Here is a 13141-nt window from a genome sequence, read left to right on the forward strand (position 1 = left end):
CCCTGGCCGACCTCCCTCCACAGGGAGATCTCCGTCATGGAGCTGGCCCGCCGCAGCCTGGCCGGCCACGTCACCCGGCCCCGCTCGACGGTTATGGCCACCCCCACCGGCAGGCTGCTGCTGCCGCCCCGCCCCCGCAGAGCCGATTGGGACGCCGCCCGCGCGCAGCGGATGACCGCCTCCAGGATCGCCGCCTGCATGGGCTTGGAGAAGGGGGAGTACTCCTCCCCGCTGGCCGTCTGGCACGAGATGCGCGGCACCCGGCCCGACACCAAGCCGGCCCGCGTCCGGGAGGCCGCGCGCTGGGGACAGCGCATGGAGCCCGTGATCGCCGAGGCCTTCGCCGAGGAGTCCCACCACGGCATCCGCCCCAACCCCGGCATGCTGGTCCACGCCGACGCCGACTGGATGGGCGCCAACCTCGACTTCCTGGTGGTGGAAGGCTGCGGCTGCGGAAACCACCAGCCGGGAATGCCCACCGACGCGGGCGACGTAGCGCCGTGCTGCGACCCCGAGACCTGCGAAGCGTGCTGCGAGCACTGCCCGACCTGCCCGAGCCTGGCTCGCGGCCGCCGCCGCCGCTCCAAGCTCCGCCGCCACCAGGTGGCCCCGCCGGAGCCGACCGCGTTCCTGGAATGCAAGCAGAGGTCGGCCTACCAGGATCACGAATGGGGAGACGACGAGGACTCCATCCCCGACTCGGTCGCACTCCAGGTCCACTGGGGCCTGGCCGTGTCCGGGCTGGAAGCCGGCTACGTCGCCGTCCTCCTCGGCGGCAACCACCTGAAGTGGTACCGGATCGAGCGGGACGAGGAGTTCCTCGCCAACCTCGTCGAGTGGGCCAAGGGCTGGTACGACACCCACGTCATCGGCGGTGTCGAGCCCGACGTGGACGGATCCAAAGCCACCACCGAACTCCTCAACCACCTGTGGCGGGTCAAGCCCGGCACCGTGACCCTGCTCGACGCGCAGGAGACCAAGCGGCTCCAGGCCGCTAAGGAAGCCATCAAGGACCGGATCAAGGCCGAGGAGGAGAACCTCCGCGAAGTCGAGAACCGGCTCCGGCGCGCGATGGGTGACGCCGAGATCGGGATGGTCGACGGGCACAAGGCCGTGTCGTGGTGCGCGAACGGAACCTTCAACCGGACCCGGTTCGCCGAGGACCACCCCGACTTGGCCGCCGAGTACGTCACCACCGCCGAAGTGTTCGACCTCGACCGGTTCAAGGAGGAACGGCCGGACCTGTACAGCCAGTACCGGGCCCGCGTGCTGCGCACCCACAAGCCGCCCAAGTCCAAGGCGAAGAAGCCCCGTACCCGCGCCACCCAAGCGAAGACGGGATCTCCGGCATGAGCAGCACCGGCCCCTTCTCTGTCCGCATGTTCACCGCCGCAGGCGGCTACACGCGCTGGGACATCCACGAGGCCGTCCCCGGAAAGCCGGCCAGGCGGAAGGGATCTTCCCCGGTGGAGGCCAACGCGCTCGCCAGGGCCGCCGCCCTGAACGCCGCAGAGGCGCGGTTCCGAGCCGGGCTGGCCCGCTTCCGCAGGGAGACACGAGCATGAGCGCGCTGAAAGACCGAGTCCGCCGCCTGGTCATCCCCGGCCAGGGCCACGACGCCCACGGCGACACCCCCGACCCCCGCAAGGGGGCGGGGGCCGCCCCGACCGTGAACCCGTTCAACCCCACCGGGCAGGCCGGAGACCGGCCGGAAGGGCTGCTCGGGCACGCCGACCAGCACGCCGGCGGCGGCCTGGTGAACCTGGCGACCCGCGACGTCCTGAAGGGATGGATCGACGCGCACGCCCCATTCTGGGCCGACTCCCTCCCGAACTGTGTGACGCCCGGTGCGTTCGCCGCCGCCGCCCTCACCGCCCTCTACAACGACACCCGCCTCCAGCGCTGCCACCCACAGAGCGTGTTGATGGCGCTGGTGCAGTCCGCCTACTTCGGGCTCCTCCCGGACGGCAAGCACGCGGTGATCGTGGCGCGCGGCCAGCACGCCGAGTTCATCCCGATGTACGGGGGCTACCTGGAGCTGATGTACCGGTCTGGGCTCGTGAAGTCCCCGGTGTTCGACCACATCCGGCAAGGCGACACCTGGCGTCTGGACCAGGGCAAACCCGCCCCCGACGACTTCACCCACCAGAAGAACATCATCAGCCCCGGGACGCCGCTGGTGGCGTACTTCTTCGCATGGCTGCCCGGCAACGTCCGGTCCCAGATCCACTTCTGTGACCGAGCCCGCGCCGAGGCCATCCGCGATGAATGGTCCGAGGACTACAAGCGCGCCGAAGCCAACCAGACCTACGACTCGCTGTGGCACACCCGGTTCAACGACATGTGGCTCAAGACCGTGGTGCGCCAGGCAGCCAGGTCCCTGCCGACCTCCCCGGAGATGCGGCAGCTCATGGACTACGAAGACCAGGCAGGCCGCGGCAATCGCGTGCCGCCAAGCGTGGTGAACCTGCCCCGCGGAGCATGGGCCGCCACCAACGCCGATGACCTGGCCGCCGACGCCCACCAGGCCGCCTACCAGGCCGCCAAGGAGGCCGCACAGGACAACGCCCAAGAGGCGGGGGAGCCGTCGTGAAGCGGTCCCCGATGCCCCGCCGCAGCAGCCCGCTCCAGCGCAGCAAGCCGCTGGAGCGGGCCGCCGCCCCGGACAAGCCCACCGAGCCCGGCCCCGACTCGGCCGACCCGGACAACTCCGGGCGGCCGGCGTCCAAGCCGAAGCGTCGGCTTCGGCCCCGTTCCCGGAAGGCCGAAGCCGCCTACCGGGTGCGGCGGCCGATGCTCAAGGCCCTCACGGACATGCACCCCTACTGCGTCCGGCCCGGCTGCAACCGGTTCGCCGCCGACGGCCACGAGCCCCTCACCCGAGCGCGAGGCGGCTCGATCACCGACCCGGACAACGTCGTTCTGCTGTGCCGCCCCTGCCACGACGAACTCGGCACCGAACCGGCCTGGGCGTACGACCTCGGGCTCCTACGTCACTCCTGGGACGCCGGAGTCCGAGGCCGCACGACCACCAACGACAGGACAGGGACATGACCGTCTACGCGTTGATCGACAACGAGCAGAAGCTCCGCATCCGCAGAGGGGAGTGGAGGCCCGAACTCGGCCCTGAGGGAGCCGACCACGTCCCGCTGCACCCCGGCACCGGTATGGCCGGATTCGTCAACGACTGCGGGTTCTCGCTCCCGGACCGGTGCCCCCGAAACCTCATCGGCGCCCTGATGGCGATCCGCCTCGGCGCGGTGTTCCGTCCCCTAACGGGTCCGCTGGTGTTCACCGGCTGGAACCCCGCCGGCTGCGGGTCGGAGGTCCGCGACCTCGGCGACAACCACATCGAGACCCTCACGGAACTGCACCGGGACCTCACCGCGGTCCTCGACGGCACCTACGGTGGCGCCCGATGGTGGGCCGCCTCCGTCCGCGAGCTGGCCGCCGACCTGCGGGCATCCGCCACCCCCACCGCCATAGTCCTGGGGCTCTGATGGCTCAGCAGACGTCCCGCGACCAGCAGATCCGTGATGCGCGGCTCCTTCTCGACTGGTTGGAAAACAACCCGGCGGTGCCGCTGCCGGACCTGAACCTGGCCGCCGTCCTGCACATGACCCCGACGTCGGCGGACGCCGTGATGACCCGCGCGGCGTCGAGCACCGGAATGCGAACCGCGAAGACCCCCGCCGGCGGCAAGGTCTTGCGCCACGCCTTCGGGTCCGCCTCCTACCGGCTGGTCGTCCTGCCGCCGCCGTCGCCCGCCCTCGAACCCGCGCACACCGTGACCCCCTACGAGCCCCGCAGGACCGCACGCATCCGCAAGACCAAGCAGCGGCCCTCCCGCAGCCGCACCGTAGAAAGGCCGAACCCGTGACGATCAGCAGCGACCAGAACAACGCCCAGGCCATCGACGACGTCCTCAGCGAGTACTGGGCCATGCACCTGCGTGCCGAGGACGAGCAGAAGAGAATCCGCGACGAGGCCCTCCCGCTGCAGAGCGACCACCAGAAGCGCACCCACGACCTGGAGGAGCTCCACCGCCGCCGGGAGGCGATCGAGCGGGACATCTCCTCGCAGGAGGCGATGCTCCGCACGGTCGCCGCCAGCCTCGGCGACCTGAACCTCCAGGCGGACAAGGCCCGCCGCAAGGCGGAGATGCACGCGGGGAACGTCGCCAGGATCGTCAAAGAGACCGGCCGCCCCCACCCCAAGGGCCGGTTCGAGGAGGCCAACCGGCAGACCATCGCCGAGCAATTCACCCAGGCGCCCTTCCCTTCCGGACAGGCGCCGGCCAGCCCCCACGCCGCCGCGCCGCCCACCGTGCAGCAGCAGGAGGAGCCGCGGCCGGCAGACGGCAACCAGTCCGGGTCCTTCGCCCGGCTCCGGGGCGCGCTGTCGGCGACCAACGGGGCCAGGCAGTGACGATCGCCGCGCCACGGCCCCGCCACAAGGGACCCCGCACGGCCCGGTGCCTGCACCGCGCCGTGCTGGCCGGTGCCGTCCTCGGTGTCGCTGCTGCGCTCTCGGCGATCGTGGCGCTGGCCCGGCAGCTCGTCAGCCCGATCGAGACGGTCATCATCGCCGCGCTGTGGACCCCGGCGGCTGTGTCCTCGATCGTCTGGGCCTCCCAAGCCGCCACACGAATGCACTTCCGCCGAGTCGCGGCGGGCTGCCGCTGCTATCGCCTCCCGCGCCCGCGGCGCCGCTGACTGTCTGGCCCGCCCTGCTCTCCCTGCTTCGGGGCGGGCCAGACCCCACCAGATCGAAGGACCAGCACGACATGCTCACCGTGAACCTCACCACGCACATGGACGAGTGGCTCCACCTGGATCACCCGGACATGCCGCCGCTGTTCGTGAGCCACCGCAGGCTCGCGCGCCGGCTCGCGTCGGGTCGCCCGCTGCGTCCCGCGGTCAACTGGTGGGCGCTGGACTCCGGCGGGTTCTCCGAGCTCGACCTGTACGGGGGCTGGCGGACGAGCCCGGCCGAGTACGTCGCCGCCGTCCTCCGCTACGACACCGAGATCGGGCAGCTCGGATGGGCAGCATCCCAGGACTGGATGTGCGAGCGGCTGATGCTCGCCAAGACCGGGCTGACCGTCCGCGACCACCAGGCCCGCACCGTCTCCAATTTCGTTGAACTGACCCGGTTGTGGGCGGACGCCTCCGACGAGGAATGCCCGTTCATGCCGACCCTCCAGGGACAGACGCTTGCGGACTACCTCACCTGCTGGGACATGTACGGCGAGGCCGGAGTGGACCTGACATGGCAGGCCGTCGTCGGTCTGGGGTCGGTATGCCGCCGGGAACGCACCGACGAAGTCGGGGAGATTCTGCTCGCCCTCCGCGACCTCGACCCCGAACTGCCCATCCACGCCTTCGGGTTCAAGACCACCGGCGTTCGCAAGTACGCCGACCTCATCGACTCCTGCGACTCGGGCGCCTGGTCCATTGGCGGCCGATACCGGCCCGACCCCGCATGCGCTAAACGCAGCTGCGCGAACTGCCTGCACTACGCCCTCGCCTGGTACGCGCGCGTCACCGAGTCTCTGGCCTACCTCCCTGACCCGATCCAGCGATCCATCTTCCCCGCCAGCACCTTCGACCTGGCGGTCTGACGCCGCGACGAACACAGGAGATTCCTCTTGAACGGCCCCCAACACTTCGCCGACGGCGAGCGCATCCTGGCCGACGCCGAACGCGAAGACGCCCCGGAATGGGTGATCGCACGCTCCCAGTTGGCGGCGGCGCACTTCACCGCCGCGCTCGCCGCCGCTGCCCTGAACGAGAACCTCGCCAAGGCGCTGCTGACGCTGGACGCCGCTGTCGCGTGGCAGAGGTCCCAGGACCCGGCACCCCACACGCCCACCGACGCCACCGCCAAGGCCATCAAGGACCGGGCCGAGCTCCTGGAGCCGCACCGCGGGCACCGCCTGGAGCTGCGCAGCCAGGACCGGACGGTCCTTGCACGCGGCGTCTTGGACGCGGTCACCGCCCAGCACGCGACCGTCGAGAAGCTGGAGGCCGGCCGGGCGCTCGTGCCGCTGGCCGAGATCGCGGGAGTGGTCCGCCTTCAGGCCCGCGCGGACCAGCCGGCCACCGAGCGCACCGCCGACCTCCAGACGCACGACCAGTGAACGACCTCTTTGTGATCACCGGCACTGAACTGGCCGCTTGGAGCGTCCTGGTCGCCGTCATGGCCGCGACGCTGACCATCGTCGGCTGGCTCGCACTCCGCCTCCGCGACAGCGCCTGCCGCCGCTGCACGGCGGCCAGGAACGTGGACATCGAGGACATGCCTGGCCACCCCGAGCGCATCAACGTACTGCCGGACCCCGTCGAGGAACGCACCTTCGGCGTGATCGGTGACCGGCTTCTCCGCGACGCCGGAATCGCTCAGGCCCTCGACGAACTCGGATGGCACGAATGACGATCCCTGTCTTGGACCGGACCCACTACCGGACCGCGAGGCCTCAACCGCGGCCAGGGCCCGACGACCCGCCGACCCCGTGCAGCCTCGTCCCCGAAACCTGGCGCGCCCAAGGCCGAGAAGCCGAAGCGATGGCCGGCTGCCGCGGCTGCTCAATCCTGCGGTCGTGCCACACGTGGGTCCTGGGGCTCACAGAGGCACAGGACGGCGGGGGTGTCGTCGCCGCGATGACCGCCGAGACGCGCGCAGCGATCCGTCGCAGCGACAGTGCCGCAGCCAGACACCGGCGCGGCCGTAGCCGGGAGGGCCACGACCGGTGAGCGAAGTCGTCGACGAGCGCGACGTCCGGTTGAACGCGCATCTCCCCGCCGCAGCAGAGATCATCTGCTTCGTCCGCGACCTGGACCCGCACGGTGTCGCGACGTGGTGCCAACAGCAAGGCATCACCGACCGGACAGCGCAGGAACTGATCGTGCTGCTGGCCGCGATGGTGCCCGACACCCAGCCGATCAACGACCTGCTGGCGTGGACGTGGGCGAAGCCAGCGCCGCGCGGCGGGTGCGTGGTGCCGATGCGGCGCCGCTGCTCATGCTGCGGGTTCGAGCTGTCGCTGGCCGCGTTCTGGCGGGACCGCAGCAAGCCGTTGGAGCGGTCCTACCGGTGCATCGACTGCATGCGCACCTACCGCGAGCAAGGCATCTGCCGCCACCGCGCTCACCGCAGGGCCAGCGGATGACGGCCATCAGAGCGCCGTAGGCCTGAGGACCTCGCGTCCTGATTTCCCGATGACCCCGCTGAGATTCGTTGACGTAGGAGCCTCCATGGCCTGGCTGCGCTATTCCGACACCTTCACGCAGCAGCGTGAATGGGACTCGGTGAGCTATGAGGCGCGCTGGCACTACAAGGCGATGGTTGAGCGCTGCTCCCTCGGGCGCCGTTGGAACGGCCGCCTGACGATCGAGCAGGCCCGCCGCGCATCGGATGTGCCCGATCCGGACCGGTGCATCGCCGAGTTGGAGAAGGCCGGCTTCGTCTCCGTTACGCGTAACAACCCGCGTAACGGAGGCCCTGTGGATAACTCCGCCGCCGCCGCATCCGTTACGCGTAACAGTGACGTCACATCGACCGTCACATGTGACGCCGTAACCGTCACCGTGACGATGATCGACGACCACATCCCGCCGCCGTCCATCCGCGACAACGCCCCGAACTCCAAGCTGCGGATGCAACGGAAAAGAGCCCACGACAAGGGCGAACACCACCTGTGCCTGCCGAAGCGCTGTCCCGACGCACCGCCCGAGAACGGCCCACCTGTTACGCGCGGCGTTACGCGTAACCCCGGGACGGGACTAGATAGATCCTCAAGCAGCCGCGTCGAGAGCAACGAAGACACCAACAGCACCGACGACGAGATCAGTCCGTCCGGTCTGGTGGGGGGTGCGGGGGGAGGCACCCAGCCCGGCGTTACCCGTAACACCTCGCCCGTCAGGCCCGTGTCCACCGGCACGGCCCGGAGAGTCAGCCGTGCCGCCCAGGAGAAGGACGCAGCCCGATGGCTGCGGAGCCGCTACCCCGGAACGACCGACGGCGTGATCGCCCGCACCTTCGCCGTCGCGTCCGAGCGCGCCGCGGCCGCCGGCCAGCCCGTCCGGAACCTGCGCCGCTACCTGGAGTCCTGGGCCGAGGGTGACCTCGCCGACGTCCTTAACGCCGCCATGGACCTCGAGGACGCCGTCCACGGCACCGCCGCCGAAGAAGGCGAGGCCGAGACACACTCCGGGCTGCGTCTCGTCCCTGGTCGCGACCGACGCGCTGCGATCGACGCCTGCCCGCGCTGCGACCACAACGGCATGAACAACGAGGACGAGGACAGGCCTCGCCGCTGCGATCACCGGCCGCCTGGCCACGCCTCTCAACTGCCGATCCTCAACACCGTGCACGAGCGGGACGGCGAAGAGGGGGGCTTGCCCGCGGCCGACGACCGTCGTCAGGCGCGCACCGCGATGGACCGCGTGAACGAGGCCCGCACGTCCCGCAGGAGGCACGGATGACCCCCAAGCCACTGCTCGCCGCCTTCAAGATCGGTGCCTCGATGTCGGGAGCCGGGCTTCGGCTCCTGGGTTGCTGCACCCCACGGACGGCCGTCAGCAACGAACATGGCACCGCGCAGCCAGCCCCCAAGATCCCGGTCGAGTCGGCGGAACTGAGCCGTCGCGACCGCCGCGAGCTCGCCGCCGGCCTCGCCTGTCTCGCCGACCTGACCCGCAAGCACGGGGAGCCCGCGACCGCCGCCCGCATCATGTGGGGGGATCAGTGACCCGCCGTCCGCGCCTAGCCGCGACCGACACCCACATCTGCCTGAAGTGCGGCAGAGGCATCTACGCCAGCCAGGAATGGTTCGTCGGCGACGACTGCGCGAGAAAGCTCGGCCCCCAAAAGGTCGAGGCGCTGCGAATCTACGCTGTACAGGAAGCGGACCCTTTCACTATCCCCGCAGGCCAACGGCCCGCGTCGCTGCAGGCCCGCATCAACAACCACAACGCCCGCGCCGCCGCCGACCCCAGCATCGCCACGCTGTGCCGCCACGACTCCGAGGTCGGCCGGTGCGGTGCCTGCCGCTACGAGGGCAAGGCCGAGAACGCCTCCAAACGGATCCTGCGCGAGATCTGCGCTCAGCCCCGCGAACAGCGCCAGGCCGAACGAACCGCCCTACAGGGTTCCCGCGCTGGTGCCCTTACTCCCGCACGCCGCCCTGTCCGGCGGCCCGCGGCCCGGCGCGAGCACGAGGCTGCTGAACCTGCCTCGGCCGCCGCGACACAGATCGCCTTGATGTGACCCCCGAACCAGCGAAGGAAACCAGTGAGCTACCCGACTCCGCTGCCCTCTGCGCACAGGGCCGCCCACCGAGCACGCGTCGGCGTCCAGCGCTGGGGCATCGGATGAAGCACCCCGCGCCCAGCGACCACGGCGCCCCGCCGCCCCTGCCGCGCTGCATCCGCCCGTGCCGCGCATGTCCCTGGCGAGTAGACACCGCCGGCCGCATCCGCTTCCCGAACATCGCCGAGTACGCGGCCGGAACCATCGGCCGCCCTGGGGAGGAAGCGCCCCTCGGAGCCCTCTTGTTCGGCTGCCACGCGGTCAAGGCGGAGCCGGGCTGGCTGTGCGCTGGATGGCTCGCTGTCGTCGGCCGAGACCACCTCACCGTCCGGTACGCGGTCGCGCTCGGTGCGCTTCCCGCCGCCGTGTTGACACCGGGCCGCGACTGGCCGGCCCTGTTCCCCACCTACTCGGCGATGGAAGCCGCGCACCACCACGCCCTGACCTACACGGAGACCCTCTGATGTCCGACCACCACGACCACGAGTTCGTCCGGCGTATCAAGCTGGCGCTGTTGAGCGGCGCGGGCAACCTCGACACCAAGCGCATGGCCCATGTCACCGGCCTATCCGCGGGCATCGTCAGCGACGCCATGACGCGGCTAGAGATCGAAGACCTCGCGGAGGGGAACTGGCGCGACGGCGTCCGCTACTACCGGCTCACCCCTGCCGGACTGCGGAACGCGCACCAGGCCCTCGGCCTCGAACCCGCGCCGCCCAACGTCACCGCCCTGACCACCCCTCGCGTCATGCCGCGCGACTCCGTGACCCGCCTCATGAGCGAAGCTCTCGGCATCCAGCTCGCCGATCACGCCGCCCCCGGACAGCTGTACCTCGTCGACATCGACGGCACCGTCGCGCTCCGCGACCAGGACCGCGCCGATGTCCGTCACCACTTCGATTGGCACCGTGTGGGCGAGGATCTCCCGAACACGCCGGTCATCTCGGTCGTCCAGGCGATCGACGCGGCGGGGCACCGCATCATCTATGTGACCGGCAGATCCTCGGTGTGTCGCGTCACCACCGGCGCGTGGCTGGCCATGCACGTCGGCGTGCCGGGGGAGGCGTTGCTGATGCGGACCGCCGGTGACATGCGGCCCGACACGATCGTCAAACGGGAGCTTTACGACCAGTTCGTGGCGGAGCCGGTCACGGCCGTCTTGGAGGACCGCGCATCGGTGGTCCAGATGTGGCGCGCCCTCGGCCTGACCGTTCTCCAGTGCGCGGAGGGCGACTTCTGATGACGACCCCCACATCGACCGCATCAGCCGCGGAGCTGACCGAACGGGAACGGGCGGCGCTCACAGCCGTGGCGATCGGCCTGCCGCACGAGGTGGCGGCGCGGCACGTCGGCATGGCCGACCGACCCTTTCGCCGCGTCCTGGCTGGCGCCGCCCGCAAGCTCGGCGCGGCAGAGACGATCCACGCCGTAGCTATCGCCGCCGCCCTCGGCCAGATCAGAGTCGACGACCTCCGCGCGCGCACCTGCCCGATCTACCCGACCCCGCTACCGCGCGACATCCGGGCGTGGGCCGCCGAACACGGCATCCCATGTCCGGCGCGAGGGCCGATCCCCTCCCACATCCGCTCCCAATACGAGGCGGACACCCTCGCCCAACGACGACGCCAACAGCACGACCGGCGCGCAATCCACACCGCCACCCCCTGAGCCTCACAAGCACGCTCGACCACCACAGACACACCACGATGAGGGGGGAACATGGGCAACGGCTATTACACGGATGACGATCGGCGCCCGTGCGCGCGGGGGACCCGCTGCAGCTCGGCGTCGATCGTCCGGGAGGCCGGCCGCACCATGCGCGAGCCAGCGCTCGGCTACCGGACATTCTGCGACGCAGACCGGACCGCACTCCAGCGCGCGATAACCGCGCTGCCTGGCCTGTACGACATCGCCGCCGCGATGCTGGGTGACCAATCCAAGCCCCAACACGGCGCCGACTCGCGCCCCACCGGCCGCCCGGCGCCACCGATCCCGATCAATACCGGCATGGACGAGTTGATGCGCCGCGTCTACGACGTGGTGGCCTCCTGGTACGAACGGGTCGACGCCGTTGGCGGCGGGCGCGGCTACACCACCGCGCAGACCAGGCGGATACATCAGCAGGTCGGCATCCAGGTGATGGCATGGTCTCTCGCCGAGCGGGTCGACGCGCTGCTGGCCCTCGGACGGGACGCGATGGTCCGCTACATCTCCCTCACCGAGGCCGACGAACTCGCTGACGCGGTAATGGTCCGCCGCCACTACGCTGCCGGCTACGCGGCCTCCTATCCAGCTCTGGACGGCGGCGACGCCGGCAACGAACTCATCGACCTGGCCATGCGGTGCCGGCGCCGGCTCGGCCTGACCGGCTCGGACGTTGACATTCCTGTCCCATGCACACAGCCCGACTGCGGGGAACGTGGCCACATGGTCCGCCCGGACGGCGCTGTCGGCCTGGAGGACTATGTGGTCTGCCGGTCCTGCGGTCACCGCTATGAGGACACCCCTGGCGACCCCGCGTTCACCGACGTGATGAAGGACGTGGCCGCATGGAACGCCGCGCGTACCAAGAAGAACAGCACCAGACAGGCCGCAGCGCGATGACCTTCGTCGCCCTCTTCGCCTTCGCCGTGTGCGTGATTACCTCGCTCGCCACGGCCGCCGAGTTTCGGCGGGAGCTGTGACGCCTGATGTGAAGAGGAGGCAACCGCGCATTGGAGCTTCGTGTTCTCGTGAGCATCCGGCCGTGGAGCACCGACCAGAACGATGTCCGCTACTCGTCTTCGTCCGGATCTTCCGGCTCGTAAGGCGCAGCATCCTCGAGGAGCCCGATGAAGGCATCGTCGTCCCAAACAGCCGACACGAGGTCGGGCTCGGGGCCGATACTCGAAGCCCCTCGCGCTTCGCTGAACCTAAGCAGGGACAATAGGTAGTCGTAGTTGTGTTTTACGAGGTCGGGGTCGGTCGACCACACGCCGAACTCGATGTGATTACGGGCGGCCTGCGTCCAGTTGGCTGATCCCATCCACGTCGATTTCGGATGGAAACGCAGGTAGTCGCCGGTGAAGTTCTCGTCGTCCTCGGTGTAGGTGGTGACGCCAAGGACCAGCATCTTGGAGTGGAGCATCGGCCTCGGTGGTCCGTCTTTAGCTCGGCGCCACCCAGCTACGCGCACGGGACCGAGGTCGACGTCGAACCGGCGGGTATACGGTTCGATGACAGGCGGATTGCCGTCTTCGTCCGGGAGCGCGATTTCGTCGAAGCCGTCGAGATATGCGCTGGACAGGGGGTTGCCGCGGGCCGCGAGTTGCCGCACCGCGTTGTACTCCGGCTGCTGCTTGTCCACCACGATGCAGCATTGGTCGAACGCTGTGAGAGCCCGTGTCACAGGAAAGTCCGTCAACCACGGCACGCAGCCGATTACCGCTGGCCGCGGATCGGTGCGCTGCCAGTGCTTGGTTGTCCAGTCGGTACGGGTGTGTCGTTCCAGGCCGGCCACCAGGTCGTCCAAGACCTTGGAGCCGTGAACGATCGTTCCAGCACTCCACGGACGAGCCTCGGACTTGAGTAGCTGCGCATAGTCGCCGAGGGGTGGTATCTCCATCCCGACAGCTTGCCAGTCGGGAGGTCCTACTGCAGAAGCGTCAGCTTGACGCCGTCCCCGGCTGGAGGATGGCACGCGGCGACCATAGCGGTGGAGTCGCGTTCTGTCGGGCCCAGCAGCGACAATAGGAGCTACCCACCCGGAAGGCCTCGCCTCGCAGAGGAGCCATGCTGTCGACCGCTGCACGTTCGCACCCGCCTAGCGCTGAGGACGGGTTGTTCGTCG

General features: G+C 69.9%; 20 protein-coding genes. 19 read left to right on the top strand and 1 reads right to left on the bottom strand.

Annotation, left to right across the window (positions count from 1 at the left end):
* Window positions 1-36: 36 nt before the first annotated feature.
* The 19 genes from ABT299_RS11685 to ABT299_RS11775 all read left to right on the top strand — a co-directional run bounded on the left by ABT299_RS11685 (window position 37) and on the right by ABT299_RS11775 (window position 11916).
* A complete protein-coding gene (locus ABT299_RS11685; RefSeq protein ID WP_500250635.1) occupies window positions 37-1353 on the top strand; it encodes a YqaJ viral recombinase family nuclease in 1317 nt (438 codons plus the stop codon).
* Window positions 1350-1565 (top strand): hypothetical protein, encoded by a 216-nt coding sequence (locus ABT299_RS11690; protein ID WP_500250636.1) that lies wholly within the window; start codon window positions 1350-1352, stop codon window positions 1563-1565. The genes ABT299_RS11685 and ABT299_RS11690 overlap by 4 nt, the downstream gene beginning before the upstream one ends.
* Complete coding sequence (locus ABT299_RS11695; protein WP_500250637.1) at window positions 1562-2593, top strand: RecT family recombinase; 1032 nt, start codon at window positions 1562-1564, stop codon at window positions 2591-2593. Before ABT299_RS11690 ends, ABT299_RS11695 begins: the two co-directional genes overlap by 4 nt.
* Window positions 2590-3054 carry a hypothetical protein gene (locus ABT299_RS11700; RefSeq protein ID WP_500250638.1) on the top strand — a complete coding sequence of 155 codons (465 nt, stop codon included), beginning with the start codon at window positions 2590-2592 and terminating at the stop codon, window positions 3052-3054. The genes ABT299_RS11695 and ABT299_RS11700 overlap by 4 nt, the downstream gene beginning before the upstream one ends.
* Window positions 3051-3500, top strand: coding sequence for a hypothetical protein (locus ABT299_RS11705; protein WP_500250639.1), 450 nt, complete (start codon window positions 3051-3053; stop codon window positions 3498-3500). The genes ABT299_RS11700 and ABT299_RS11705 overlap by 4 nt, the downstream gene beginning before the upstream one ends.
* The gene (locus ABT299_RS11710) at window positions 3500-3880 is read left to right on the top strand and encodes a hypothetical protein (protein WP_500250640.1); all 381 of its coding nucleotides are present in this window, start codon (window positions 3500-3502) and stop codon (window positions 3878-3880) included. The genes ABT299_RS11705 and ABT299_RS11710 overlap by 1 nt, the downstream gene beginning before the upstream one ends.
* On the top strand, window positions 3877-4428 hold the full coding sequence (locus ABT299_RS11715) for a hypothetical protein (RefSeq protein ID WP_500250641.1): 552 nt from the start codon (window positions 3877-3879) through the stop codon (window positions 4426-4428). The genes ABT299_RS11710 and ABT299_RS11715 overlap by 4 nt, the downstream gene beginning before the upstream one ends.
* Window positions 4425-4715, top strand: coding sequence for a hypothetical protein (locus ABT299_RS11720; RefSeq protein ID WP_500250642.1), 291 nt, complete (start codon window positions 4425-4427; stop codon window positions 4713-4715). Before ABT299_RS11715 ends, ABT299_RS11720 begins: the two co-directional genes overlap by 4 nt.
* A gap of 71 nt (window positions 4716-4786) precedes the next feature.
* Window positions 4787-5623: a deazapurine DNA modification protein DpdA family protein gene (locus ABT299_RS11725; protein ID WP_500250643.1), complete on the top strand. Its 837-nt coding sequence runs from the start codon at window positions 4787-4789 to the stop codon at window positions 5621-5623.
* Window positions 5624-5650: 27 nt separating this feature from the next.
* Window positions 5651-6142, top strand: a complete 492-nt coding sequence (locus ABT299_RS11730; protein WP_500250644.1) for a hypothetical protein — start codon at window positions 5651-5653, stop codon at window positions 6140-6142.
* A complete protein-coding gene (locus ABT299_RS11735) occupies window positions 6139-6435 on the top strand; it encodes a hypothetical protein (protein ID WP_500250645.1) in 297 nt (98 codons plus the stop codon). Before ABT299_RS11730 ends, ABT299_RS11735 begins: the two co-directional genes overlap by 4 nt.
* A gap of 316 nt (window positions 6436-6751) precedes the next feature.
* Window positions 6752-7171: a hypothetical protein gene (locus ABT299_RS11740; RefSeq protein WP_500250646.1), complete on the top strand. Its 420-nt coding sequence runs from the start codon at window positions 6752-6754 to the stop codon at window positions 7169-7171.
* Window positions 7172-7256: 85 nt separating this feature from the next.
* Window positions 7257-8486: a hypothetical protein gene (locus ABT299_RS11745; RefSeq protein WP_500250647.1), complete on the top strand. Its 1230-nt coding sequence runs from the start codon at window positions 7257-7259 to the stop codon at window positions 8484-8486.
* On the top strand, window positions 8483-8752 hold the full coding sequence (locus tag ABT299_RS11750) for a hypothetical protein (protein ID WP_500250648.1): 270 nt from the start codon (window positions 8483-8485) through the stop codon (window positions 8750-8752). Before ABT299_RS11745 ends, ABT299_RS11750 begins: the two co-directional genes overlap by 4 nt.
* On the top strand, window positions 8749-9270 hold the full coding sequence (locus ABT299_RS11755) for a hypothetical protein (protein WP_500250649.1): 522 nt from the start codon (window positions 8749-8751) through the stop codon (window positions 9268-9270). Before ABT299_RS11750 ends, ABT299_RS11755 begins: the two co-directional genes overlap by 4 nt.
* A gap of 104 nt (window positions 9271-9374) precedes the next feature.
* Window positions 9375-9776 carry a DUF6283 family protein gene (locus tag ABT299_RS11760; protein WP_500250650.1) on the top strand — a complete coding sequence of 134 codons (402 nt, stop codon included), beginning with the start codon at window positions 9375-9377 and terminating at the stop codon, window positions 9774-9776.
* Window positions 9776-10552, top strand: a complete 777-nt coding sequence (locus tag ABT299_RS11765) for a phosphatase domain-containing protein (RefSeq protein ID WP_500250651.1) — start codon at window positions 9776-9778, stop codon at window positions 10550-10552. The genes ABT299_RS11760 and ABT299_RS11765 overlap by 1 nt, the downstream gene beginning before the upstream one ends.
* The gene (locus tag ABT299_RS11770) at window positions 10552-10980 is read left to right on the top strand and encodes an Lsr2 family DNA-binding protein (RefSeq protein WP_500250652.1); all 429 of its coding nucleotides are present in this window, start codon (window positions 10552-10554) and stop codon (window positions 10978-10980) included. Before ABT299_RS11765 ends, ABT299_RS11770 begins: the two co-directional genes overlap by 1 nt.
* A gap of 51 nt (window positions 10981-11031) precedes the next feature.
* Window positions 11032-11916, top strand: coding sequence for a hypothetical protein (locus ABT299_RS11775; protein ID WP_500250653.1), 885 nt, complete (start codon window positions 11032-11034; stop codon window positions 11914-11916).
* Between the two features lie 169 nt (window positions 11917-12085).
* Here the strand turns inward: ABT299_RS11775 and ABT299_RS11780 are convergent, their stop codons facing one another.
* Window positions 12086-12916: a hypothetical protein gene (locus ABT299_RS11780; protein ID WP_500250654.1), complete on the bottom strand. Its 831-nt coding sequence runs from the start codon at window positions 12914-12916 to the stop codon at window positions 12086-12088.
* Window positions 12917-13141 lie beyond the last annotated feature (225 nt).

Source organism: Spirillospora sp. NPDC000708 (assembly GCF_040299565.1).
In the GTDB taxonomy this organism is placed as follows: domain Bacteria; phylum Actinomycetota; class Actinomycetes; order Streptosporangiales; family Streptosporangiaceae; genus Spirillospora.

Bases quoted from the DNA above. Each gene is read 5' to 3' on its own strand.
- ABT299_RS11685 (WP_500250635.1), top strand. From the start codon at position 37: ATGGAGCTGGCCCGCCGCAGCCTGGCCGGCCACGTCACCCGGCCCCGC.
- ABT299_RS11690 (WP_500250636.1), top strand. From the start codon at position 1,350: ATGAGCAGCACCGGCCCCTTCTCTGTCCGCATGTTCACCGCCGCAGGC.
- ABT299_RS11695 (WP_500250637.1), top strand. From the start codon at position 1,562: ATGAGCGCGCTGAAAGACCGAGTCCGCCGCCTGGTCATCCCCGGCCAG.
- ABT299_RS11705 (WP_500250639.1), top strand. From the start codon at position 3,051: ATGACCGTCTACGCGTTGATCGACAACGAGCAGAAGCTCCGCATCCGC.
- ABT299_RS11710 (WP_500250640.1), top strand. From the start codon at position 3,500: ATGGCTCAGCAGACGTCCCGCGACCAGCAGATCCGTGATGCGCGGCTC.
- ABT299_RS11725 (WP_500250643.1), top strand. From the start codon at position 4,787: ATGCTCACCGTGAACCTCACCACGCACATGGACGAGTGGCTCCACCTG.
- ABT299_RS11745 (WP_500250647.1), top strand. From the start codon at position 7,257: ATGGCCTGGCTGCGCTATTCCGACACCTTCACGCAGCAGCGTGAATGG.
- ABT299_RS11750 (WP_500250648.1), top strand. From the start codon at position 8,483: ATGACCCCCAAGCCACTGCTCGCCGCCTTCAAGATCGGTGCCTCGATG.
- ABT299_RS11760 (WP_500250650.1), top strand. From the start codon at position 9,375: ATGAAGCACCCCGCGCCCAGCGACCACGGCGCCCCGCCGCCCCTGCCG.
- ABT299_RS11765 (WP_500250651.1), top strand. From the start codon at position 9,776: ATGTCCGACCACCACGACCACGAGTTCGTCCGGCGTATCAAGCTGGCG.
- ABT299_RS11770 (WP_500250652.1), top strand. From the start codon at position 10,552: ATGACGACCCCCACATCGACCGCATCAGCCGCGGAGCTGACCGAACGG.
- ABT299_RS11775 (WP_500250653.1), top strand. From the start codon at position 11,032: ATGGGCAACGGCTATTACACGGATGACGATCGGCGCCCGTGCGCGCGG.
- ABT299_RS11780 (WP_500250654.1), bottom strand. From the start codon at position 12,916: ATGGAGATACCACCCCTCGGCGACTATGCGCAGCTACTCAAGTCCGAG.